21 protein-coding genes are annotated in these 23210 nt (G+C 46.8%); 16 read left to right on the top strand and 5 right to left on the bottom strand.

What is annotated here, in order from left to right:
* Positions 1–160 precede the first annotated feature (160 nt).
* The 11 genes from acnA (at position 161) to KNO85_RS05960 (ending at position 12629) form a co-directional block, all read left to right on the top strand.
* The gene (gene acnA, locus KNO85_RS05910; protein WP_214787754.1) at positions 161–2875 is read left to right on the top strand and encodes an aconitate hydratase AcnA; all 2715 of its coding nucleotides are present in this window, start codon (positions 161–163) and stop codon (positions 2873–2875) included.
* 114 nt (positions 2876–2989) lie between these two features.
* Entirely contained in the window at positions 2990–3484 is a 495-nt protein-coding gene (locus tag KNO85_RS05915) for a DUF3939 domain-containing protein (RefSeq protein ID WP_214787757.1), read from the top strand.
* 125 nt (positions 3485–3609) lie between these two features.
* Positions 3610–5175 carry a BCCT family transporter gene (locus KNO85_RS05920; protein ID WP_214787760.1) on the top strand — a complete coding sequence of 522 codons (1566 nt, stop codon included), beginning with the start codon at positions 3610–3612 and terminating at the stop codon, positions 5173–5175.
* A gap of 102 nt (positions 5176–5277) precedes the next feature.
* Entirely contained in the window at positions 5278–5955 is a 678-nt protein-coding gene (locus KNO85_RS05925; protein WP_214787763.1) for a hypothetical protein, read from the top strand.
* Positions 5956–6011: 56 nt separating this feature from the next.
* On the top strand, positions 6012–8270 hold the full coding sequence (locus KNO85_RS05930; protein WP_214787766.1) for an AAA family ATPase: 2259 nt from the start codon (positions 6012–6014) through the stop codon (positions 8268–8270).
* A 31-nt stretch (positions 8271–8301) separates the two neighbouring features.
* Positions 8302–8718 carry an acyl-CoA thioesterase gene (locus KNO85_RS05935; RefSeq protein ID WP_214787769.1) on the top strand — a complete coding sequence of 139 codons (417 nt, stop codon included), beginning with the start codon at positions 8302–8304 and terminating at the stop codon, positions 8716–8718.
* A 78-nt stretch (positions 8719–8796) separates the two neighbouring features.
* Positions 8797–9669, top strand: a complete 873-nt coding sequence (locus KNO85_RS05940; RefSeq protein ID WP_214787772.1) for a M15 family metallopeptidase — start codon at positions 8797–8799, stop codon at positions 9667–9669.
* 11 nt (positions 9670–9680) lie between these two features.
* Positions 9681–10301: a glycerol-3-phosphate 1-O-acyltransferase PlsY gene (gene plsY / locus KNO85_RS05945; RefSeq protein ID WP_214787775.1), complete on the top strand. Its 621-nt coding sequence runs from the start codon at positions 9681–9683 to the stop codon at positions 10299–10301.
* Positions 10302–10474: 173 nt separating this feature from the next.
* Positions 10475–11245 carry a DeoR/GlpR family DNA-binding transcription regulator gene (locus KNO85_RS05950; protein ID WP_214787778.1) on the top strand — a complete coding sequence of 257 codons (771 nt, stop codon included), beginning with the start codon at positions 10475–10477 and terminating at the stop codon, positions 11243–11245.
* 13 nt (positions 11246–11258) lie between these two features.
* Entirely contained in the window at positions 11259–11912 is a 654-nt protein-coding gene (locus KNO85_RS05955; protein WP_214787781.1) for a copper homeostasis protein CutC, read from the top strand.
* A gap of 72 nt (positions 11913–11984) precedes the next feature.
* Positions 11985–12629 (top strand): DUF975 family protein, encoded by a 645-nt coding sequence (locus KNO85_RS05960; protein ID WP_214787784.1) that lies wholly within the window; start codon positions 11985–11987, stop codon positions 12627–12629.
* A 19-nt stretch (positions 12630–12648) separates the two neighbouring features.
* Here KNO85_RS05960 and KNO85_RS05965 read toward each other — a convergent pair whose 3' ends face one another.
* The 3 genes from KNO85_RS05965 to KNO85_RS05975 are packed head-to-tail and all read right to left on the bottom strand — an operon-like array spanning position 12649 to position 15521.
* A complete protein-coding gene (locus KNO85_RS05965; RefSeq protein WP_214787786.1) occupies positions 12649–12876 on the bottom strand; it encodes a DUF2188 domain-containing protein in 228 nt (75 codons plus the stop codon).
* Positions 12877–12921: 45 nt separating this feature from the next.
* Positions 12922–13794 carry an NAD(P)-dependent oxidoreductase gene (locus KNO85_RS05970; RefSeq protein WP_214787789.1) on the bottom strand — a complete coding sequence of 291 codons (873 nt, stop codon included), beginning with the start codon at positions 13792–13794 and terminating at the stop codon, positions 12922–12924.
* Positions 13791–15521: an ABC transporter ATP-binding protein gene (locus KNO85_RS05975; protein ID WP_214787792.1), complete on the bottom strand. Its 1731-nt coding sequence runs from the start codon at positions 15519–15521 to the stop codon at positions 13791–13793. Before KNO85_RS05975 ends, KNO85_RS05970 begins: the two co-directional genes overlap by 4 nt.
* Before the next feature lie 108 nt (positions 15522–15629).
* On the opposite strand from KNO85_RS05975, the gene KNO85_RS05980 reads away from it, so the two are divergent.
* The 5 genes from KNO85_RS05980 (at position 15630) to KNO85_RS06000 (ending at position 22364) form a co-directional block, all read left to right on the top strand.
* The gene (locus KNO85_RS05980) at positions 15630–16736 is read left to right on the top strand and encodes an exonuclease SbcCD subunit D (RefSeq protein WP_214787795.1); all 1107 of its coding nucleotides are present in this window, start codon (positions 15630–15632) and stop codon (positions 16734–16736) included.
* Positions 16733–19741 carry an SbcC/MukB-like Walker B domain-containing protein gene (locus tag KNO85_RS05985; protein ID WP_214787798.1) on the top strand — a complete coding sequence of 1003 codons (3009 nt, stop codon included), beginning with the start codon at positions 16733–16735 and terminating at the stop codon, positions 19739–19741. Before KNO85_RS05980 ends, KNO85_RS05985 begins: the two co-directional genes overlap by 4 nt.
* Before the next feature lie 15 nt (positions 19742–19756).
* The gene (locus tag KNO85_RS05990; RefSeq protein WP_214789830.1) at positions 19757–20530 is read left to right on the top strand and encodes an AAC(3) family N-acetyltransferase; all 774 of its coding nucleotides are present in this window, start codon (positions 19757–19759) and stop codon (positions 20528–20530) included.
* A 28-nt stretch (positions 20531–20558) separates the two neighbouring features.
* Entirely contained in the window at positions 20559–21446 is an 888-nt protein-coding gene (locus KNO85_RS05995; RefSeq protein WP_214787801.1) for an alpha/beta hydrolase, read from the top strand.
* 69 nt (positions 21447–21515) lie between these two features.
* Entirely contained in the window at positions 21516–22364 is an 849-nt protein-coding gene (locus KNO85_RS06000; RefSeq protein ID WP_214787805.1) for a sulfite exporter TauE/SafE family protein, read from the top strand.
* A gap of 21 nt (positions 22365–22385) precedes the next feature.
* Here the strand turns inward: KNO85_RS06000 and KNO85_RS06005 are convergent, their stop codons facing one another.
* Positions 22386–22583, bottom strand: a complete 198-nt coding sequence (locus KNO85_RS06005; protein ID WP_214787808.1) for a hypothetical protein — start codon at positions 22581–22583, stop codon at positions 22386–22388.
* Positions 22584–22647: 64 nt separating this feature from the next.
* Positions 22648–23178: a biotin transporter BioY gene (locus KNO85_RS06010; protein WP_214787811.1), complete on the bottom strand. Its 531-nt coding sequence runs from the start codon at positions 23176–23178 to the stop codon at positions 22648–22650.
* Positions 23179–23210 lie beyond the last annotated feature (32 nt).

Below are 23210 nucleotides of genomic sequence, written 5' to 3' on the forward strand. Positions count from 1 at the left end.
CGTTTATCCCTTTCTGAATGAATTGATAAGTTTTACTTATGACTAATTTGTGACGGAATGTATTTTACGTCACGCTATACTTGTATTATGATAAATATGTGAAAAGTAAGCGATTACGCATTGTCGTGTGGTCGGCGCTTTCAAAAAGGGGGAAATTGCAATGGAACAGACGAATGTTTTAGACGCCTTCGCATCTCGGACAACGTTCGAGGCGAACGGGCAATCGTATGATTTTTATCGATTGAAAAAGTTAGAAGAAGAAGGGTTAACGAACATCAGTCGTTTACCTTACTCGATTCGCGTTCTTCTCGAATCGGTACTCCGTCAACAAGACGGTCGCGCGATTACAAAAGAACATGTCGAGAACTTGGCAAAATGGGGTACTGCCGACGTCTCGAAAGACATTGACGTACCGTTCAAGCCGGCACGAGTCGTACTTCAAGATTTCACAGGTGTACCGACAGTCGTAGATCTCGCGTCACTTCGTAAAGCGATGGCGGACCTAGGTGGAGACCCGAACAAAATCAACCCAGAAATCCCTGTCGATCTCGTCGTCGACCACTCTGTTCAAGTAGATGCGTACGGATTTGCAGGCGCATTGATGAAAAACATGGATATCGAATTCGAACGTAACGAAGAGCGTTATAAGTTCTTACGTTGGGCTCAGACGGCATTCGACAACTACCGTGCCGTGCCACCAGCAACGGGTATCGTTCACCAAGTAAACTTGGAGTACTTGGCATCTGTCGTCCTTGAGAAAGACGATGGAGCAGGTACGGTTGCGTATCCGGATTCACTCGTCGGGACGGATTCGCATACAACGATGATCAACGGACTTGGTGTCCTTGGTTGGGGAGTAGGAGGAATCGAGGCGGAAGCGAGTATGCTCGGCCAACCGTCATACTTCCCAGTACCAGAAGTCGTCGGTGTTAAAATCATCGGTGAAGTCAATCCAGGCGTGACAGCGACAGACGTTGCCCTCGTCGTGACAGAGATGCTCCGTCATGAAAAAGTTGTCGGCAAATTCGTTGAATTCTTCGGCCCATCGCTTCACACGATGCCACTCTCAGACCGTGCGACAATCGCAAACATGGCTCCAGAATACGGTGCGACATGTGGATTCTTCCCAGTCGATACGGAAACATTGAACTATATGCGTACAACCGGCCGTTCTGAAGAATTGATTTCACTCGTTGAAGAATACTCAAAAGCAAACGACCTCTTCTACACGCCAGATCAAGCTGATCCGACGTTCACGAAAGTGTTGACGCTCGACTTGTCGAAAGTTCAACCTTCACTTGCAGGTCCGAAACGTCCGCAAGACCGAATCAACCTCTCAGACGTTCAAACTTCGTTCATCGATAGTTTAAGCGCTCCTGCTGGGAACAGTGGTTTCGGACTTGACCGCTCGGAACTCGAGAAGAAGGCAACTATCAACTATGAAGATGGAGCAGTCGACATGAGCACGGGAGATGTAGCGATTGCTGCAATCACGAGCTGTACGAACACGTCAAACCCTTACGTTATGGTCGGTGCTGGACTCGTTGCGAAGAAAGCGGTAGAGCGCGGCTTGACTGTTCCGAAATACGTGAAGACATCACTCGCACCAGGTTCGAAAGTCGTAACGGACTATCTCGACAAAGCCGGCTTGACTTCTTACTTGGACGAACTCGGCTTCAACACAGTCGGTTACGGCTGTACGACATGTATCGGAAACTCGGGTCCACTTGACCGTGAAGTCGAAGAAACAATCACGGAGAACGACTTGCTCGTATCTTCTGTCCTTTCTGGGAACCGTAACTTTGAAGGACGCGTTCACCCGCTCGTGAAAGCGAACTTCTTGGCGTCACCACCACTCGTCGTCGCTTACGCACTCGCGGGATCGGTTAACTTCGACATCATGAACGATTCGTTCGGTACGGACAAAGATGGAAATGAAGTGTACTTCAAAGACATCTGGCCATCAAACGATGAAATCAAAATGGTCGTACAAGACGTCGTTTCACCAGAAGCGTTCCGTAAAGAGTATGAAACTGTCTTCACTGGTAACGAACGCTGGAACGCGCTTGACGTACCAGAAGGTAACTTGTATGACTTCTCAGACGAGTCGACATACATCCAAAACCCACCGTTCTTCGAACAACTCGAACCAGAAGCTGGGGAAGTGCATGCATTAAATGGATTACGCGTCATCGGGAAGTTCGCGGATTCGGTCACGACTGACCATATCTCGCCAGCTGGATCGTTCTCGAAAACGACACCAGCCGGTCAATATCTCCTTTCAAAAGGAGTAGAACCGATCGACTTCAACTCATATGGATCACGCCGTGGTAACCATGAAGTCATGATGCGTGGTACGTTTGCAAACATCCGTATCCGTAACCAAGTCGCACCAGGTACAGAAGGTGGATTCACGACTTACTGGCCAACAGGTGAGATCATGCCGATGTACGATGCAGCGATGAAGTATAAAGAACAAGGTACTGGTCTTGTCGTCCTTGCTGGAAACGACTACGGAATGGGATCATCTCGTGACTGGGCAGCGAAAGGAACAAACCTCCTTGGCATTCGTGCGGTCATCGCACAAAGTTTCGAGCGGATTCACCGTTCAAACCTTGTCATGATGGGTGTGCTTCCACTTCAATTCTTAGAGGGTGAATCAGCAGAGTCACTCGGATTGACTGGTGAGGAGGCAATCGATATCCAAGTCGATGAGTCTGTTCGTCCACGCGATATCTTAAACGCAAAAGCGACACACGAAAACGGTACGGTGACAGAGTTCAAAGTCATCGCTCGTTTCGACTCGGAAGTGGAAATTGATTACTACCGTCACGGTGGAATCTTACAGATGGTTCTCCGTAACAAACTCAAATAAACAATCGCTGATCAAACCTTCCTTTGAAAAAAGGAAGGTTTTTTCATGAATATGCGATTTTATGGTGAAAGTTTTAAAAGAATCGGGAACAGGAAGACAGGGAGGGGTGTGCTTATGGTGCAGGAAGAAAATAAGGGCAAGAGTTGGTGGAAACGATTGACACAGCAAAAAGAGGTAGAACCTGATCGGGAAATCGACATCACTTTACCTGAATTGCGTCATGCGATTCACGAATATGAACAGACGCTGCCAAAAGGCGTCAATCGTACGGTCCTACTCGATGACACGCAAGAAATTGACACCAAGCGATTGAAACATCATTTGTCCGGGGTACCGAAACAACGCTTCTATATGTCTAAGGAGACGTTTCATATCGTTCCGGAAGAAGAACGTGATGTCATTTATGAGATGGACCAAGTGCAACGTGCTCTAGACCTTTACATGGACCAAGAAAAGAAACTGCCACTTCGTAAATTTCAAGACGCATTGCAATTAGATTTGACCCGGCTCCGTGATGGCGGCTACCTTAAGACATTGCCAAAAAGACCGTACTATGTGGTGGATGAAACGTTGATTGTTTCACTTGAACCAAAGGAAACGTCTTCTTGACAAGACACCTATCTATTTTGCGGTAAATGACACATTTATGGACAGTTAGGGTTGAGACTTGTTTAAAAAGTATGTTAGGGTGGAAAACGTATATGAAAATAGAAAATTAAATAGGAGTGATTTTTATGGAACGGAAAAGCCGTGTGACGCCTGTATTCGTCATATCTGCAATCATAACGGGATTATTCACAATCTGGGGATTATTTCCCGAAAGTCTTCTCGGAAATGCTAGTTTATTGAACGTGACGAGCACGTTACAAGGTTGGCTATCGAACGGGATGGGCTGGTTCTACTTATTAAGTGCGACCGGATTCTTACTCGTTGCCATCTTTTTAATCTTCTCTCGATACGGTTCGATTCGTCTTGGTAAAGATACGGACCGACCTGAGTTTAGTTACATGTCATGGTTCGCCATGTTATTCAGTGCGGGAATGGGGATTGGGCTCATCTTCTGGGGAGCAGCAGAGCCATTGCTCCACTTCCATTCGCCACCTTTCTCTTCATTGACACCTGAAGGAGACGCACGGACAGCGATGCGCTATGCCTTCTTCCACTGGGGCTTCCACCCGTGGGCAATCTATGCCATGATCGCACTTGCCATCGCTTACTCAACATTCAGAAAAGGACGCCCTGCGACGATTGGGGAAACAATCGGTTCGCTCGTCCACAACCGCTACGAAAAACCTGTGAAACAAACGGTCGATATTCTTGCAGTCATTGCGACGGCATTTGGGGTGGCGACTTCACTCGGTTTTGGTGCTCAACAGATTGCCGGTGGTCTTCATTATCTCATCCCTGGGGTGCCGAACGCCTTCGTGACACAGTTGATCATCATCGCCGTCGTAACGGTGCTTTATATGATCAGTGCTTCTACCGGCCTTGATAAAGGGATTCGTATCTTGAGTAATACGAACATTTTCTTGGCAATCGTTTTACTCGTCGCGACGATGTTCGCCGGACCGACAGCATTCATTTTCGACTTATTCACACAAACCGTCGGAACATACTTGCAACAACTTCCTGGTATGAGTTTCCGTACAGCTGCGTTCGAACCGGTTGAACGTGAATGGATCAACGGCTGGACAATTTTCTATTGGGCTTGGTGGATTTCTTGGTCACCATTCGTCGGAACATTTATCGCACGCGTATCGAAAGGTCGGACAATTCGTGAGTTTATCATCGGAATCCTGCTCGTCCCAACATCATTCGGGCTCTTATGGTTCTCCGTTTTCGGCGGTTCAGCAATCTGGGCTGACTTGTTCGGTGGATACGACTTGATTGGTCAAGTGAACGAAATCGGGACAGAGGTCGGACTCTTCGCATTGTTTGATACGTTCGGTGGTTTTGGGACAGTACTCAGTATTGTTGCCATCTTCTTGATCTCGACATTCTTTATTACGTCTGCCGACTCTGCGACATACGTACTCGGGATGCTCACATCGAATGGGAAGCTCGTTCCTCCGATGGGCATTAAAATGACGTGGGGTGTCATTCAATCATCAATCGCAGCTGTGCTTCTATACGCAGGTGGACTAGATGCCCTGCAAGCCGTAGCAATTCTCGCAGCCTTCCCATTCATCTTCGTTCTCGTCTTTATGATTGTCGCCTTGTTCAAAGACTTGGCCGATGAACCAGATGAGCGAGATAAATGGTTAGAGGCACAAAAGAAAGATGAAGATAAATTAGGATAATCCGGAAGGGTCTCATGCGAGACCCTTTTTTCAGTCAAAAATATTTTGCTTGTCCTCTTAGCTAGTGTAGGATAGTAAGTGAAGAAACGAGGAGGATAGGCGATGAAACAACAGATAAAAAAACGGTTGAGCTGGGTCATTTTGGCCGGCATCCTCATTGTCGGAGCATTGCTCGCTTATAATTTTTACGTACTCATGAATTTGAATGGTGAAGAGACAGAACAGGTTGAGCCTTTCTACTCGAATGTCGTAATTGGGTACCAAGAGCGTAAACTTCCGAAAGAAGGGGAAACACTCGAAGAACGAGAATATCTCGTCACGTATGATGAAAACGGACATTTCGTCTCTGAAGTCGTGACGGGTCCAAACGTGGGCGCAAAAGCGGAATGGGACGGAGAGACGTATTTGGAGTTTAATCCAGATGGAGAAGAAGTCCTGCGACAAGAGACCAATTCTGGAGCAGTCGCACCACATCCTTTCTTGTCACGTGCTACGAACGAACAGATTCGTAAATGGTTAGATGATGGCACGCTCGGATCGAGTGAAGGTGAGACGAACTTGGTCGGTCGAACCGCACAAGCGTATGTAAAATCTGAATCGGCTGAAACGGTTCCGGAAGAATGGATTGAAAATTATCCATCTATTTTCAGTGAAGAAGAGAATAAAGAGACAGTCACATATTATGTTGATGCGAACGAACGGATTTTGCTAGCGGCAGAATCGCGGAATAACGGGAAGTTGTTCCATTCGATTCGGATGACATCTTTTGAATCAAGATAATCCGATGGGGAGCAGACGTCATGTCGGCTCCCTTGTCGTCTGAAAGGGAGAACAGGATGAAACAAATTCAAGTTGAACAAGTTCAAACGGATTTGACGAACTGGGAAGCTGGAGAAAAGATCAATGAGGCGGCACTCTTATCCTACGCGCACTGGTCACGTGCGACTGGACATGAGGAGGAGTTGATTCGTTCATTGACCTTGCTCGCTACGCATCGACTCGAGAAGAAAGAATCGATGGACCCGTTATTGAACCGCTGGGTAAAAGAGTTGGAGTCGATGAATGCGTTGCCCCCTGAATTACGTCTATTTCAATTGAATGAGCAATTGCGGCGTTCGAAGCAAGCACTTCAAATCGATTGGCCGACACTTCGCGAAGCGGATTATGCCTCGATGAAAGTACAAATTTTGACAGAATACGAGTCCAAAACATCTGCGTTACTCGACCAACTTGACCAACTGCATGATGAGGTGGAAGCGGCGAAGTCTGATTTACGTGACTCTGAATGGCGGGGACAACTCGAGAAAATCTTTGAAGCCATCATCGAGGCGATGCAGGAGGTTGCGTCTTTAGAAGATGATACGGCATCTCTGCTCGCATCGATGCAAGGAAATTACTTCAGTCGAGAAGCGTTTCGTCGCTTCGGTGAACGTGTTGTGCTCGTCAAGGAGCGACTCGATACAATCTGTCAGTTGTTGCCGGAGCGTAAGAGCGAGACGCGTTCGAGCGCAATCGAATCACTCGAGGAAATGATCGGTCTTGACGATATAAAAGAGCGTGTGAAGGCGTGGTATCGTTTTCTTCTCTTCCAAAAGGAACGTGAAAAAGCAGGGTTTTCATCAAAGCACCAACCCTCCCTCCATCTCGTGTTCACGGGTAATCCTGGGACCGGGAAGACGACGCTTGCTCGACTTATGGCAGAAATCTATTTCGAGCTTGGTTTGCTTAGTCGCCCAGATCTCGTCGAGGCAGATCGCTCAAGCCTCGTCGGGGCGTACGTCGGACAAACGGAAGAACAAGTGATGAATAAGGTGAAAGAGGCAGAAGGTGGCGTTTTGTTCATCGACGAGGCATACGCGTTAAAACGCCAAGATGCGAGCGGAAGCGATTACGGACAAGCGGCAATCGATACGCTCGTCGCAGCGATGACGAGTGGCGAATATGCTGGGAAGTTTGTCGTCATCCTTGCCGGTTATCCAGAAGAAATGCGCCATTTCCTACTCGCAAACCCAGGTTTACGCTCAAGATTCCCAGAATCAAATCATTATGAGCTACCTAACTATCGGGATGAGGAATTAGTTGCTATTGGAGAAAAGGTGGCACAGGAAAACAATTACGTGTTAACGGAAGAGGCGAAACGTGCACTTCTAACGCGGATTGACCGCGAACGAGTCGATTCGACGTTTGGGAACGCGCGAACGGTTCATAACATTTTACTCGATGCGATGTTTAAGAAGGGTTCTCGTTTTGGTGCGGATGCTCCTTTAGATGAAATGGCGCTCTTGAACGAAGAAGACTTTGATCAACCGATAGATGATTCACACTCAGTATCGCTAGACGATTTGGTCGGTATGGAAGAAGCTAAAGCACAGTTAGCGGAGATTGAAGCACTCGTAAATGTGCAAAAGAAACGTAAAGCGCTCGGTTTGAAGACGGCGCCGGTCCAGCTCCATATGACACTCACTGGAAATAGTGGTACAGGAAAAACAACTTTTGCATATTTGTACGCCCAAATGCTGAAGCGTACAGGGTATTTGAAGCGTGGGCATGTCAACGTCGTCAGCCGAGCAGATCTAGTCAGTGGTTATGTGGGGCAGACCGCTCAAAAAACCAAAGCGGCGATTCGTGACGCACTCGGTGGTGTACTGCTCATTGACGAAGCGTATAGCCTGAATGGGGGAGCGAACGACTACGGCCGAGAAGCAATCGATACACTTGTGGATGAGATGCCAAAACATGGAGAGAATCTTGTTGTCGTCCTTGCGGGATATGAAGGCCCAATGCGACGGTTGATTGAGTCCAATCCAGGATTAAGTAGTCGTATGAAACGCACGATTCATTTTGAGGATTATTCGCAAGAACAGTTAGTGGAAATCGCAACGAACTACGCAAATCAATTTGGCTACGTCATAGATGAGGAAGCGATGGATGCGTTATCGACACGATTAGGTGAAATCAAACACGCGAATGCACGGACTGCCTTGTCCGTCATTGATGAGTCAATTGCTCGTCAATCATATCGACTCATGTCGGAGGAAGAGAACGAGACGTCACTCCAACAATTATTAGTAGTAGATATTAAGAGTAAACTATAATACACTATTGGTAGGAAAGAAGGATGATTCAATGCACACGATTCAAATCCCAGTAAGATATCAAGAAACGGACATGATGGGAATCGTCTATCATGCCAACTATTTAGTTTATTTAGAAATAGCTCGCACCGAACTGTTGCGTCAACTCGGTGTCGAATATAAAGACATGGAAGAGGCAGGATTCGTTTCACCCGTGACGAACGTTTCTATGGACTACAAGCGAAGCGTCACATTTGGTGATACGGTTCATGTCCGTGTCTGGGTTGATCAGTACTCGAAAATCAGAACGATTTATGGGTACGAGTTAACGAACCAAGCCGGGGAACTCGTTGGCACCGCCAAGACAACTCATGTGGTCGTCAAACGGGGAGATTTTAAACCGATTCGCCTTGATCGGGAATTCCCAAAATGGCATGACATGTATATGAACGTCATGAATCCTGTCTAAGAATCTTCTGTCTTCGTACCGTCAGTATGGTATCATATCTTGACGGTACTTTTTGTTATCTAGAAAGGGGAAGATCGCATGCGATATCCATCAGTTTTGATGGTTTGCGGCACCTTGACGTTCATGTTAGCCGGATGTACGACAAACGAGCAAGTTGAACCGAAAGAACCAACGACACAGTCATCAACAATAGATGAACCACAGACAGAACCAAATGAACCGACTTCAGATCAAGAAGAGGTCGAGACCGAGTCTCAGACTGACGAGGAGACGACGGAATCTGAATCGGAAGTCGAAGAAGAGCCGGCTGAGCCGTCAACAACGGAAGAACCGACAATACCTGTTCAACCGATTGAAATAGGCGGTGTGGCAAATTTAGATTTAGAAGAATTGATTCTCGTCAATAAACAAATTGCATTGCCTGCCAATTATCAACCGAGCGACTTGGTTGAGGCCAAAATCGACTTTGTCGATTCGTCGGTCGGTGATCGGAGGATGATGCGCAAAGAAGCAGCACGTGCGATTGAAAGTTTAATGAGTGACGCAAAAGCGGCTGGAATTGATTTGAAAGGAACGAGCGCGTTTCGTTCATACGGTTATCAAGTAACGCTATTCAACGCTTATGTTGAACGGGACGGGAAGGAGCAAGCGATGAAATACTCCGCTCCACCCGGACACTCTGAACACCAGACCGGTCTTGCAATCGACGTATCGAGCGCTTCTGTCAATTATCAGCTCACACAAAGCCTTGGGGAAACGGTTGAAGGAAAATGGTTGGCAGACCATGCTCACGAGTATGGCTTTATCGTTCGCTACCAAAAGGCGTTTGAGGAAGAGACGGGCTACATGTATGAACCTTGGCACTTACGCTATATTGGGACTAAACATGCCAAAGAAGTGCATACATTGAATCAGCCATTTGATCGATATATTGAGGAATATATGAAGTAAGGGGAATTGCAATGCCATATGTGACAGAAATCATCATTATTATTTTAAGCTATTTACTCGGTTCGATTCCGTTTGCGCTCATCATCGGTAAGCTCGGCTATCGAGTAGATGTTCGAGAACATGGGAGCGGAAACCTAGGCACGACGAATACGTTCCGTGTTCTCGGTAAAAAGGCTGGCATCCTTGTTCTGCTCGGTGACATGGGGAAAGGACTGGTCGCTGCACTACTACCTCTCTTGTTTGGAAGTGAGATGAGTCTATTACTTGCGGGGATTCCGTCAGTCATTGGACATTCTTATCCGATCTTTGCGAAATTTAAAGGTGGAAAATCGGTGGCGACAAGCGGAGGCGTTCTCTTAGCGGCGTTTCCGTGGTTCTTCTTTGTCGTCGTCGGCACGTTTATTGTGACACTTCTTATTTCACGGATGGTTTCTCTTTCTTCCATGGCTGCGGCTGTAGTCGGGCTTGTGACGGCCACAGCGTATAGTTTAGTGACAGAGGATTGGTTGCCGCTAATCGTCATTGTACCACTCGCCTTGTTTATCATCATCAAACATCGCACCAATTGGCAACGCATACGAGCGGGGAAAGAACCGAAAGTGCCTCTTTTTCAAAATAAGCATAAATCTTAATTCATCTAGGTGCGTCTGATTCAGACGTGCCTTTTTTGTGCATTGTTGTTGATTTACACAAGGAAGAAACAAAATCATGTTGGATTTGCTCGTTCTTTACTTTCAATTTACGATAAATTTACATCCGTTCGTTACACTAGAAAAGGAAAGATTTTAGTGGAGGAGGCAGGGACGTGTCTTTAATCGGTGAAGAACGTAAACAGAAAATTGTCGAATGGATCGAACGAGAAGGAAAAGTGAAGACGAGCGAATTGATCGAACGCTTGAACGTGTCAGGAGAATCGATTCGACGCTATTTAGAAGAACTAGAGAAAGAACACCGTATCAAACGTGTTTATGGGGGTGCCGTCCTCCATCAGAGCATGTCCTTTCAGCCAATCGTGATTGCCAACATGGATGGAATCCGACGCATCGCATATACGGCATTCCAATTAATTCCGGACGATACGTTAGTCTATATCGGTCACGGTGTCGCGGCCGAACAAGTAGCGTCTCGTCTACGCGGACGTAACGTAACAGTGGTCACCCCATCTCTAACGGTCGCGAAAGCGCTATTTGAGCAGCGAGCGAAAGGAGTGCTCGGTGGCGAAATACAGTTGTTAGGTGGTACAATCGACCCGAAACATCTCGTGACGACGGGAGAGCAAGTCCTTGCACAACTTCAAACATATATGTTCGATCTTGCCATCTTGTCTGTTGAGGGGGTCGATGCGACTCTTGGTCTAACGTGCGATGCTTATGGGCTCACCAGTATTACGCAGGCTGTGATGTCTCAAAGTCGCGAAACGTTCTTATTGACAGACCATACACAGTTGAACCAACAAAAACGGTATCGAGTCTGTGATTTTTCGAAGGTAACGGCCATCATCTCTGATTTTCCGGAACCTCAAGAATTTAAAGGCGTCTTAGCCGAACATGGTGTGGATTGGAAATTCGCACCGTAAAAGGAGCGATTACATGAAAATAGAAGTAATAGTCACAACGTTATCTGAAGCAATCCAAGCGGAACAACTCGGGGCGGATCGACTCGAGCTGATAGCGGATATGGAAAAGGGTGGCATCACACCAAGCTTCGGGACGATTCGGAATGTAGTTGAACACGTCTCGGTTCCGGTACACGTTATGATTCGACCGCATACACGTTCGTTCCATTTTAACGAGGATGACGTCGAAACGATGCTCGCCGATATCGGTTTATGCCGTGAACTCGGAGTTGATGGAATTGTCTTTGGTGCATTGACACAGGACGGGGCAATCGATGAACGGATTTTAGGAGAGGTCATTAAGCATAAAGGGGAAATGACACTCACGTTCCATCGTGCTTTCGATGCATCTCGTGATGTATTTGAATCGATTGATGTCTTAAATGACTTTCCGGAAGTCGATCTTTTATTGACGTCAGGCGGTGCGAACACAGCACTCGAAGGAATCGAGACATTAGAGCGGCTTAAAGAACAAGCAGAGATGACAATCCTACCGGGAGCTGGCATCACAACAGAGACGTTACCTACCTTAAAAGCTCGACTTGGAGTAGACATGGTACACGTCGGCAATGGTGTACGGACAGATGGCCAGTTCGATGAGTCTAAGTTCAAACAACTTCGAGGATAAGTCAAAGCGGAAAGCAGTCGTATGACTGTTTTTTTGCTATAATGAAAGAAAATGATAAGTGTAGGTGAACTCATGCAATCTTCTGTTTACAAACAATATGCGCTTCGAATGCTCTCTGGAAAGTGGGGCATATCTTTGCTCGTCGTCTTGACTGTTATGGTCATACAAGCGATGATTACGACGCGTCTCGACCTTTCCACAAATGATCCTGAAGTTCTCATGACTTCAGTGGCGTTGTTGTATGGAGCGACCGTATTGCTCGCGCCGATTGAACTCGGGAAAAATTGGGTGTTTCTTCAAGTTGCTAAAGACGAAAAGCCCAAGTTTGGATTATTGATTGAAGCGTTCGGGTCACTAAAAGACTATTCGCGTGCAGTGGTTTATTATGCGGTGTTCTATTTAGGGTTAAACGTGTTGATGTTATTCTTGATTGTGCCTGGCGTATGGTTTTATTTGACGTATCGAATCGCGCCATTCATTATGCGTGACGAACCAGATCTTTCGGCATTCCAGGCAATGCGAAAGAGTCGGTTAATGATGAAAGGGCACAAACAGACGCTGTTAAAACTGTTCGCAAGTTTTATCGGATGGTACGCGCTCGTTCTTCTCACTGGCGGACTCGCTTATATCTTTGTCACGCCTTATCTTCAAACAGCAATTTCAGGACTTTACTTAGAAATGAAGGCATCTTATCTCGCAAAACAACCGGTCGGGTAATCCGACCGGTTGAATACGTTTAATGCTGATCTGTCTTTTTCGGGTTAGGGGCGTCTTCAAAATCTTGCTTTTCTTGTTCTGACGCATCCGCATGCCACTTTTTCGCTTGTTCGGTGGCAATCGGTATCGCTTTCGTCTCAGAATAGCCTTGTGCGAGCAATGCGTTCGCAATATCGATGGCTTTCTTTTTTACAAGTGGATCGAAGTTTTTCAGTGATTCCGGATAGTCTCTCATGTTCCATGGCACGAAAATCGCCTCCTTCACTCCTACTAATTCCACAAACGGGATGATTCAAACGTCTTGGTTGAGATAATACTCGATGAGCGCTTGCGTCCCGTTCTCCCCGTATCCATTGTCTTCGAGGATTGAGTAAAGACGATGAGCCAGTTCAAGTCCAGGTAATGTTACGTGGAGCTCGTTCGCACTTTCAATGGCGAGCGTCATGTCTTTTATAAAATGTTTGATAAAGAAACCAGGAGCATAATCTTCGACGATCATACGTGGAACTAAATTTTCCAGTGTCCAGCTACCCGCTGCCCCTCCGCGAATCGTACGGATGAGTGCTTCCGGGTCAAGACCTGCTCGTTTGCTGAACGCGAGCATTTCTGCATTTCCCATCATCGTTCCGGCAATTGCGATTTGGTTGGCGAGTTTCGCGTATTGACCGCTCCCAGCATACCCCATCCGCTCAATTGACTGTCCCATTGCTTCAAATAAAGGTTTCGCCTTGTTGAAGGCAAACTCCCCGCCTCCGACCAAAATGGATAACGTTCCATTTTTTGCGCCGATGTCACCGCCTGTGACCGGTGCATCAAGTGGGAGAAGACTCCGTTCGATCGCCGTTTCTGCGATGCGTTCGGCAAGCTTGGGAGAGGAGGTGGTCATGTCGATCAACAGTGTCCCCGGTTCCGCAGAATCGAGGATGTTTCCGTCCCCAAAATAGATAGATTCGACATCTGACGGGTAACCGACGATGGTGATGACGGCATCAGCATCTTCGCAGACGTCTCGAATCGATTCACACCATGTCACACCTTCTTCGAGTAGAGAAGTGGCCTTCTCCTTCGTGCGTGTATAAGCTTTTACGTCAAAGCCATGTTTCATCAAATTTCGTACCATGGATTGGCCCATTACCCCGAGACCGATAAATCCGATTGTTTTCATGTTGATTGTCCCCCTAATAATTGTTGTGAGACGAGTCGCTGATAAAGAGCGTTCTCGTTTAAAAGTTGCTCATGTTTTCCAATCCCGCTGATGCGTCCATCTTCTAACACGACGATTTGGTCGGCATGTCTGACGGTCGATAAGCGATGGGCGATCACGAGCGTGGTTCTTCCGACCATAAGCCGATCGAGCGCTTCTTGGACGACGCGTTCCGATTCTGAGTCAAGGCTTGATGTCGCTTCATCAAGCAATAGAATTTGTGGGTTGCGTAACAATGCTCTGGCAATTGCAAGACGTTGTCGTTGTCCTCCTGACAAGCGAATACCACGTTCTCCAATCTCCGTCTCGAGTTGCTCGGGCATCGCTTCAATGAAAGACCACGCATTGGCCATCTCACACGCTTCTTTAATTTTCTCATCACTTACTTCATGCTGAAGGCCGTAGATGATGTTTGTCCGAACAGAACCCGACAGGACAGGAGAGTCTTGGGCGACATAACCGACGATTTGACGCCACGTGTCACGACCGTATGTCTGAATGTCATGATTGCCGTACCGGATCAGTCCTCCCGTCGGGGTATAAAACTGTTCAACAAGCGAAAAGAGTGTCGTTTTACCTGCGCCGCTTCGACCAACGATAGCGGTCGTCGCACCTGGCGAAACGTGAAGGGATAGCCTTTGTAAAACAGGCTCTGTCCCGTAATGAAACGTTACATCCTCGAAGAATAGATCAGCCTGTTCGATGGATTCTTGACGTGTGCTGTATGGTTCTGGAACAACGTCGAGTAATTCGGCAATCCGTTCAGTTGCGCCACGAGCTTTTTGAAGTCTTGTTAGAAATTCACTCATCGTGATAAGTGGCGTGATGATCTGGAACACATACAACATGAAGGCGAGCAGTTCACCAGTCGATAAGGCTCCTGTCGAAACACGATAGGCACCAAACCCGAGAATAGCAATCAACATCCCCGTCAACGTGACGTTCAGGAGAGGGATGAGAATGGCTTGGATTCGCCCTTCTTTCACTCCGTAATCGAATAACGTCTCGATTTTTACTTTACCTGTACTCACTTCCATTTGTTCTGTCGCCTGTGACTTGACGAGTCGAATTTCACTGAGTAGTTCCGCAAAGAATCCAGACAAGTTTCCGAGCTCCTGTTGCGTTTCTTTCGCGATGATTCGAAGTTTTCGACCGAGTGGTATAACGATGACAAGCGTGGTCGGCACTGAAAACAAGATGACGAGCGTCATTTGCCAATCGAGCGTGAACAAGATGGCGACGGCACCGATGACCGAGACGAAGGAGGTCAACAATCGGACACTTTGTTCGGATAACAACTGTTGCAGTGTCGTCGTATCATTGTTTAAACGAGAGACGAGTTCACCCGATTTGATTCCATCGTAAAACGGGATAGGTAGTTTGATGAGATGGTCCCACAATGTCGTACGAAGATTGGCGACGACACGTTGACCGACGATATGTAGCCAGTAGATCGATAACGCACTCGTGATGACCTGGACGAGAAACGCAATGATAAAGTATGCGAGCCATTCGGGTGTCAACAGGTCGCTACTCCAACGGTCGACGACGCGTTGCAGGATGAGTGGAATCGCTAGCGATGCAACGGCTTGGAGGAGCGAAATCAGAATGGCTCCGACAAACAATCCTTTAGGAGGGTTCGCGATTTTAAAAAGCTGGAAAAACGTCTTCCACGTTGATGATTTCATATTGAACAATCCTCCTCCCTTCTTACTTTCGCTGTTTCAAAATCGGGTGTCAAGACGTCGAATCGAACGAATGAGTCATGCTAGAATAAAAAGGAGAGGTGATACGTGATGAAATGGATTCACACGGCCGATTGGCATCTAGGTAAGATTGTCCATGGTCGTCATATGACAGAAGATCAACGAAATATTTTATTCCATTCGTTTTTACAAATCGTCGATGAGGAAAAACCTGATGCGGTCGTCATCGCGGGAGACTTGTATGACCGTGCCGTACCGCCAGTCGAGGCTGTCGATTTGCTAGATGAGATGTGGCGGGAATTGGTATTAAAACGAGAGATTCCGGTCGTCGCCATCGCCGGAAACCATGATTCTGCTGAGCGGCTCGAATATAGTTCAAAACTATTGAGACAAGTAGGGCTACATATCGTCGGTAAACTAGACCCAGATGCGGGTCCGCTTGAAGTAGCCGGAATCCCGTTTTACCCAATCCCGTTCCTTGAGCCGGCTCGGGTTCGACACGTTTTGGGAATCGATACGATTCGTACACATCATGACGCACTAAAAGCCGTCATAGAAGCATTTGGTTTGATTGAAAAGAATGCGGTCTCAGTCGGACATAGTTTTGTCGCAGGTGGACTTGAAACCGATTCGGAGCGTCAATTATCGATTGGTACTGCCGGGCAGGTCGCGAAAGGGTTGTATGACCCCTTTTCGTATACGGCTCTCGGTCATCTACATAATCGTGATGCGATTCAAGCAGAACGGATTGCGTATAGTGGTTCTCTCATGAAATATTCATTCTCTGAGGTCAACCATGAAAAATCAGTGGATATCGTAGAATGGGACGGGCAATGGAAGCGACGACGTCGAACGTTGACACCTGAACGTGATATGAGACAACTCACGGGAACGTTACACGAGCTTCTCGCGCCGTCATTTTATCAGCAACAACAGACAGATGATTATTTAAAGATTGTGCTGACCGATGATAAAGCACTTTTTGACCCGATGGCGAAGCTTCGCACTGTCTACCCGAACATTCTCCATCTCGAATTGGAACTGTTGCGACGACAAGAACAAACATCCACATTTGAACGGGAAACGCTCGAGCGACAATCGGTCGAAGAGGTGTATTTACAGTTCTTTGAAGCCGTGCATGATCGCACGGCCTCGGATGCCTTGAAACAAATGATTGAAGAAGGTGATGTCAGATGAGACCGGTTGAATTGAAGATTCAAGCATTCGGACCGTATGCAGAACGTGAAACGATTGATTTTACGCAATTAGTGGGCAGATCGATGTTTGTCGTAAGTGGTCGCACGGGAGCAGGGAAGACTACTATCTTTGATGCAATGACATTCGCCCTATATGGTCGAGCGAGTGGTGCGCTTCGAAATGCGAGTGATTTCAGAAGTCAATACGCTCAAGCTGAAATGAAGACGGAGGTCGACTTCTCGTTCACAATTCGTGGTGATCGCTATCGGATTGTGCGACAACCACAACAACCTCACCCTAAAAACAAAACACCCATCCCGCATGAGGCCGTTCTGTATGAATGGGAGGACGGTTGGAAGCCGGTAGCAACAAAAGTGAACGAGGTTCAAGAACAAATTGAGTCGATCCTACAATTATCGTATGAACAATTTAGCCAAATCTTGTTACTCCCTCAAAACCAATTTAGACAATTGCTCGACTCGAACTCAAATGAGAAGCAACAAATCTTGCAATCTATATTCAAAACAGAGGCGTATCGTGCTTTCCAAGAGCGATGGGCAGAACGTTTCAGTAGTTATCGGAAACAAGTTGAATGGGCGGTCGAACGAACACGACTCAAGTTACTCGAGCTCGAAGACGAAGCGATAGAGGATGTTTCGACAAAATCGATCGATGTGATCCATCACTGGCTGAATGAACGCGAACAACACTTGATCACAACAGCTGAGATGGCAGCAGACCAAAAACAAGTTCATTCGAAAACCTTTGAACAGGCTCGTGCCGAATTAGAACAAGCGAGAGCACTTGTCAGTTTATTTCAAGAACAACAAGAAACCGTGCAAGCCCTCAATCAATTTCTAAAAGGGGAGACAGAACGAAACGAACGTCACGAGCTGTTGCGGCATTTAGAAGCAGCCGCAACTATTCGTCCAGTCCATGATCGACTATTAGAAATGGAGAAACATGTTCTCCGTATGACGATAGAGGACGAAGCATCTTCTAAAAAGCTCGAACAATTACAACAAAAACAATCTTCTTTATCGGAGCAACAAGTTGCGATTGAAGAGGACAAACAAAAAATCTTATCCCTTCAAGAGCGACTCCGTCTAATTGATGAGATGTTACCTCGAATGAAAGAGCGAGCCGAACACGTAACTCATCGTGAGCAACTGACGAAGCGTGCGAAGGATTTAAGTACTTTCCCTAAAGAAGCGCGACTTCAAGAACTACAAGAGCGTGAGCGACATTTCGTTGAAACGTTGGCAATTGAACCAGAAGAACGTGCGATTGATGCAGAGCGATATGTCGACCGATTATTGTATTTGGATAAACTTGAAACAAAGATGAACAAGTTATCGGATCAACTCGCCGCTTGTGAGCGGGACGGAAAAGAAGTACAGCGACTGCATGCCATTCAGCAAGAATTAATGAATAAATATAAACAACAAGAACAGATGAATATGGCAAGACAACTAAGTGAAGCGTTGGAAGATGGCGAACCGTGCCCAGTATGTGGTTCGCGTCATCATGATGTTCCACAGTTCGAAGAAGCAGTCGAGTATTTGGATGAAAGAGAATCCGCTATGACGCGACTTGAAGAACTGTCAACACGTCTGATTGAAGCGAGAGCCGATTATCGTTCACTTCATCAACAGCTTGAAACGGTTCGAAGAGAATTTGACGAAGGGTTAAAGGACGTTCAAGTGGAATCGTCATTGACAGAAGAAATCAAAAAATGGCAAACGCATACGAATCGTCTACAACGTGAGGAGCGGACTCGTCTCGAGAATGAACGGACGTTGCGTCAACTAACCGGCGAAATGAGACAACTCGAAGAAGAGCGACGTAACCAGTTCGAAGAGCGTCAACGTGTTCTCGCAGAACTTGAAGCAACACAACAAAAGTTGAACGCGCTCGGTCAAACAGAGGAAGCAACGTTAGAAGGATTACAAACCGAACGGACGGAGCGACAAAATCTTCTCACGGCACTGACTAAAAAAGTCGAGTCGTTCAATCATGACTTCGAAATCGTCAAAAAAGAAACGTGGAAAGAGGAAGAACGGCTCACTTTGCTACGTCAACAACTCGTAGAGGCGAGAGGGCAATTTGATATACAAAGAACGATATGGAGTGAGCAGTTAGAAGCCGCTCGATTGACTCAGGAGCGATACGAACAACTTGCCAGTCGAATCGACCAGCGGACAAAGATGCAGGAAGACTTGCAACGTGAAGAAGAAGAAGGGATCCGGCTTCGACATCGTATTCAAATGATTGAGGAGAAACTAGGAACCGTAGAACGACCTGACTTGCAGTCGATTGAAATGAAGGTCAATGAGGCCAAAGCGTTATACGAACGAGCGTCAGAACATTTCATTTCCTCACAAGATGCTTTATTTAGACATCGTCAAATCGTATCAGAGTGGCATGTACTTCGTGAGGAAACAGCGCGCGAAGAACAGAAGCTAGAGACCATCAAGTTGATTGCTGAAACCGGAAAGGGAATTAATCCTCAAAAGATGACGTTTGAGACATACGTACAAACGGCCTTTTTTGACCAAATCTTACATGCTGCAAATATTCATTTAGACCAGATGACAAGTGGTCAGTTCCGACTCGAACGCAAAGTAGAGACGGCGAAAGGAAACGCAAAATCTGGACTGGAACTCCTTGTGTTTGATGCATATACCGGTCAATCACGGCGCGTTCAAAACCTTTCTGGAGGAGAAGGGTTTAAAGCGTCTCTCTCACTCGCACTCGGACTTGCGGAAGTGGTGCAACAATTGAGCGGGGGCGTCAGTCTCGAAACGATGCTCATCGATGAAGGATTCGGGACGCTCGATGCCGAATCTTTAGACCAAGCGATTGAATTATTGATGTCTTTACAGGCGACCGGACGCCTTGTCGGGGTCATCAGTCATGTCCAGGAATTGAAAGATCGCGTCGATGCCCGAATCGAAGTGAAAAAATCTAGAAGCGGGTCAACGATCCAGCTGATTGTGGAGTGATAGATTGTGAAACAGATGGTGACGAAATCAATTCTCATCAATTATTTGAAAGAAGCGGGAATCCGACCAGGAGAATCCTTGTTCGTGCATACCTCGCTCTCTAAACTCGGATGGGTATGTGGCGGTGCGCAGACCGTGATTGAAGCGTTGCAAGAAGTAGTGGGAGCATCAGGACTAATCATGATGGCGACTCAGACAGGAGACAATTCAGATCCGGCTGAATGGGAGGCGCCACCTGTCCCGGTTGAATGGTGGCAGACGATTCGCGCCGAAATGCCACCTTATGACCAAGAAAAGACATCAACTCGCGGAATGGGACGTGTCCCAGAGCTGTTTCGGAATTATCCGAACGTTTATCGAAGTGCACATCCGATGTGGTCTGTTGCTGCATGGGGAAAAGATGCAGCAGCAATCGTTTCTGATCATACGATTGATGTCGGATTCGGTCCAGGCTCTCCAATCGAACGTATGATTGAACGAAATGCTCGCGTCCTCCATCTAGGGTCGCCACTCGATGCGACGACGCTTTGGCACTATGCCGAGTATGGGATTGATGGCCCGACAAAAACTTTCGGTTGTGCCGTTCTCGAAGATGGTAAACGCGAATGGCGGACGTTTGATCATACCGACGTGAACAGCGATCCCTTTGGAGCAATCGGAGAAAATATCGTCAAACAAAAAGACGTTCAGATGTTTTCCATCAACGAAGCGACGTGCTATCTGATTCCAGCTAATACGTGGGAGCCGGTTCAACACGCTTTAATTGCACTCCGTAGCTGGTTGAGATAATGAATGCAGAATCGAGGGGAAGAAATAAATGAATCGTTGGATGAAAATAGTGAGTGTTGCTGTAGTCGTGATTTTGATTGTGGCGGGGTTGGCAATCGGTGGAATCTCGGCTCATATCGGTGATCAGTTGACGTCACCTGAGCGAGAAACGTTAACATATACTCCAAAATCACTCGGATTGAAGTATGAGAATGTGACAATCCAATCTGAAGAAGGACATGACTTATATGGATGGTGGATTCCACATCCAACACCTCGCGCGACAATCGTCTTTGCCCACGGATATGGAAAGAATAGAGAACAGGATGACTTGCCGCTTAAAGAGTTGATTCCAGAATTTCATGAACAAGGATATCAATTTTTAACGTTCGACTTCCGAGGATCAGGGATTTCTGAAGGAGACCGTGTAACGGTCGGTGCGAAAGAACAATCGGACTTACAAGCCGCCATCCAATATGCGAAAGGTCGTTCAGACGGCCCAATCGTACTTTACGGAATTTCCATGGGGGCGGCGACGGCTCTCTCTACGGCTGACGATGTTGAAGTAGCAGCAGTCATCGCAGATAGTCCGTTTAGTGATTTGCGAAATTATCTCGAGACAAATCTTCCGGTGTGGAGTGACCTACCAAACGTTCCTTTCACGCCTGTCATCATGACAGTGACCCCTTGGTTCACAGGACTCGATGCGGATCTCGTCTCACCAATTCAAGACATTCAAGCGATTGAGGCGCCGATTTTGTTAATCCATAGTGCGGGTGACGATGCGATTCCGGTCTCAGAAAGTGAAAAACTGGCGAGCGTACGGGACGGTGTCGAGCTATGGGTGACGGAGAACGATGGACATGTCGGATCGTATCAATCATTCCAGACTGAATATCGTCAACAGATTTTCGATTTTCTAGAACGGTCATTGTAAGCAAAGGGGCGCATTTGTGGCCCCTTTTTGATATGATTGCAGACGAGACCAATGAAAGAAGGGTGCAACATGGATTTTTTACAATTATTTCAGTTTCTCTTGCTCGGTACGTTGATTGGAATCTTGAGCGGTTTCTTCGGAATCGGGGGAGGAATCTTGCTTACGCCTCTCCTTCTCGTCTTCGGATATGAAGCGAGTGCGGCAATCGCACTCAGTCTCATGTTGACGCTCGGTTCAACGACGGCAGGCACGATCTCACATATTCGTTTACGGAACGTGAACGTGTCTCACGCGCTATGGATTGGTGTGTTCGGGATTGTAGGGACTTGGATTGCTACACCTCTCGTTTTTTACTTAGAAGGGGTGGACGGAGCCACATTAATCATCTCCCTCGTCTATATTGCTTTACTCACGTACTTTGCGATTTCATTCTTCCGGTCGAAACAACATGTCGAAGGCAGCGTTGGGACAGACTCTGTACCACGACTTGGAATCATCGGTGTTTTTGCAGGTTTTATCTCTTCTTTGATGGGAGTAAGTGGAGGATTCGTTTTGACCCCACTTCAAGTCAAGTTACTTAACACTGAAATGAAACGAGCGGTCGGGACGAGTATTTCAGCAGCTCTCCTCATCGTTGTCTCAGGCGTGATTAGTTATGCCGTAGCAGGCGCTGATACGAACTATTGGCATGGACTTGCTTTAATTGCTGGTGCAATGATTGGATCTCCGTTTGGGGCCAAACAGTTGCAACGCTTCAGTTCACAACATGTCAAAAAAGCACTCGGTGGCTTTTATATCACGGTCGCATTTAGTGTGGCGCTTAATTTAGTCGGGTGGAACACGGCTTCACTGGCACTTCTGGTCACATTAGCACTTCTTTTTATTATCACACTAGTCATTCGACCTCGTAAAAAATAAACCCCGTCCTTGGACGGGGTTTTAACGTCTAGCAATATGATCAATGTTCTCTTGAATCTCTCCAACTTTTGCTTTAGCCTCGCGGAGTCTGCGCTCAAATGCTTCTGTGTCACGTTTCTCATGAGACGACTTGTCAATTCCTTGACGTTGCCCTTTGTCAGAGCGTTGATAAAAGTGGGTTGCTTTTTGTAAGCGTTTTTTAAACGTCGAGTCGCTCATAGGGACACCCCCTTCCATACTTCATTTATTCCACATATGGAAACGGGTGAAACGTTTGAAAGCTTTATGAAGCGAGTGAACGTCTTACTTGAGCATTCTCAGAAATTTTTACAGCTAAGATCGCAGCAAGCACGGCTTTGAGTGAATCGCCAAAAATAAATGGGATATTCACTTTGAGTGCATCAATGAACGACATTCCCAGAACGAGCTCAAGTCCAATGCTACCGAATAAATACACGAGGCCGAGGCCGAATAACAGATTATATCCAATCAATCCAGGAATCGAGCGATGTCGTTCGCTGAACCAGCCGATGAAGAAAGCTGCGATTGGGAATCCAATCAAATATCCGACTGTCGGTCCTACGAATGGGGCGAACCCTCCTTGACCGCTCAGGACTGGAAGTCCAATCAATCCGAGTAATAAATACACGATGACCGCCAAAAATCCTTTTCGTGCACCGAATACACCAGCAATTGTCATAATGGCTAATGTTTGAAGTGTGATAGGAACTGGACCGATTGGTATTTCAATGAAGCCGATACTTGCGATGAGTGCTGCGCCGAAGGCGATTTGAGTCATGTCTTGAATCTTCATATGTAAACCCCTTTTCAGTTAACGTTAACAAT

The sequence above is a fragment of the Exiguobacterium sp. s124 genome (assembly GCF_018617485.1).
Taxonomy (GTDB): Bacteria; Bacillota; Bacilli; order Exiguobacteriales; family Exiguobacteriaceae; genus Exiguobacterium; species Exiguobacterium aestuarii.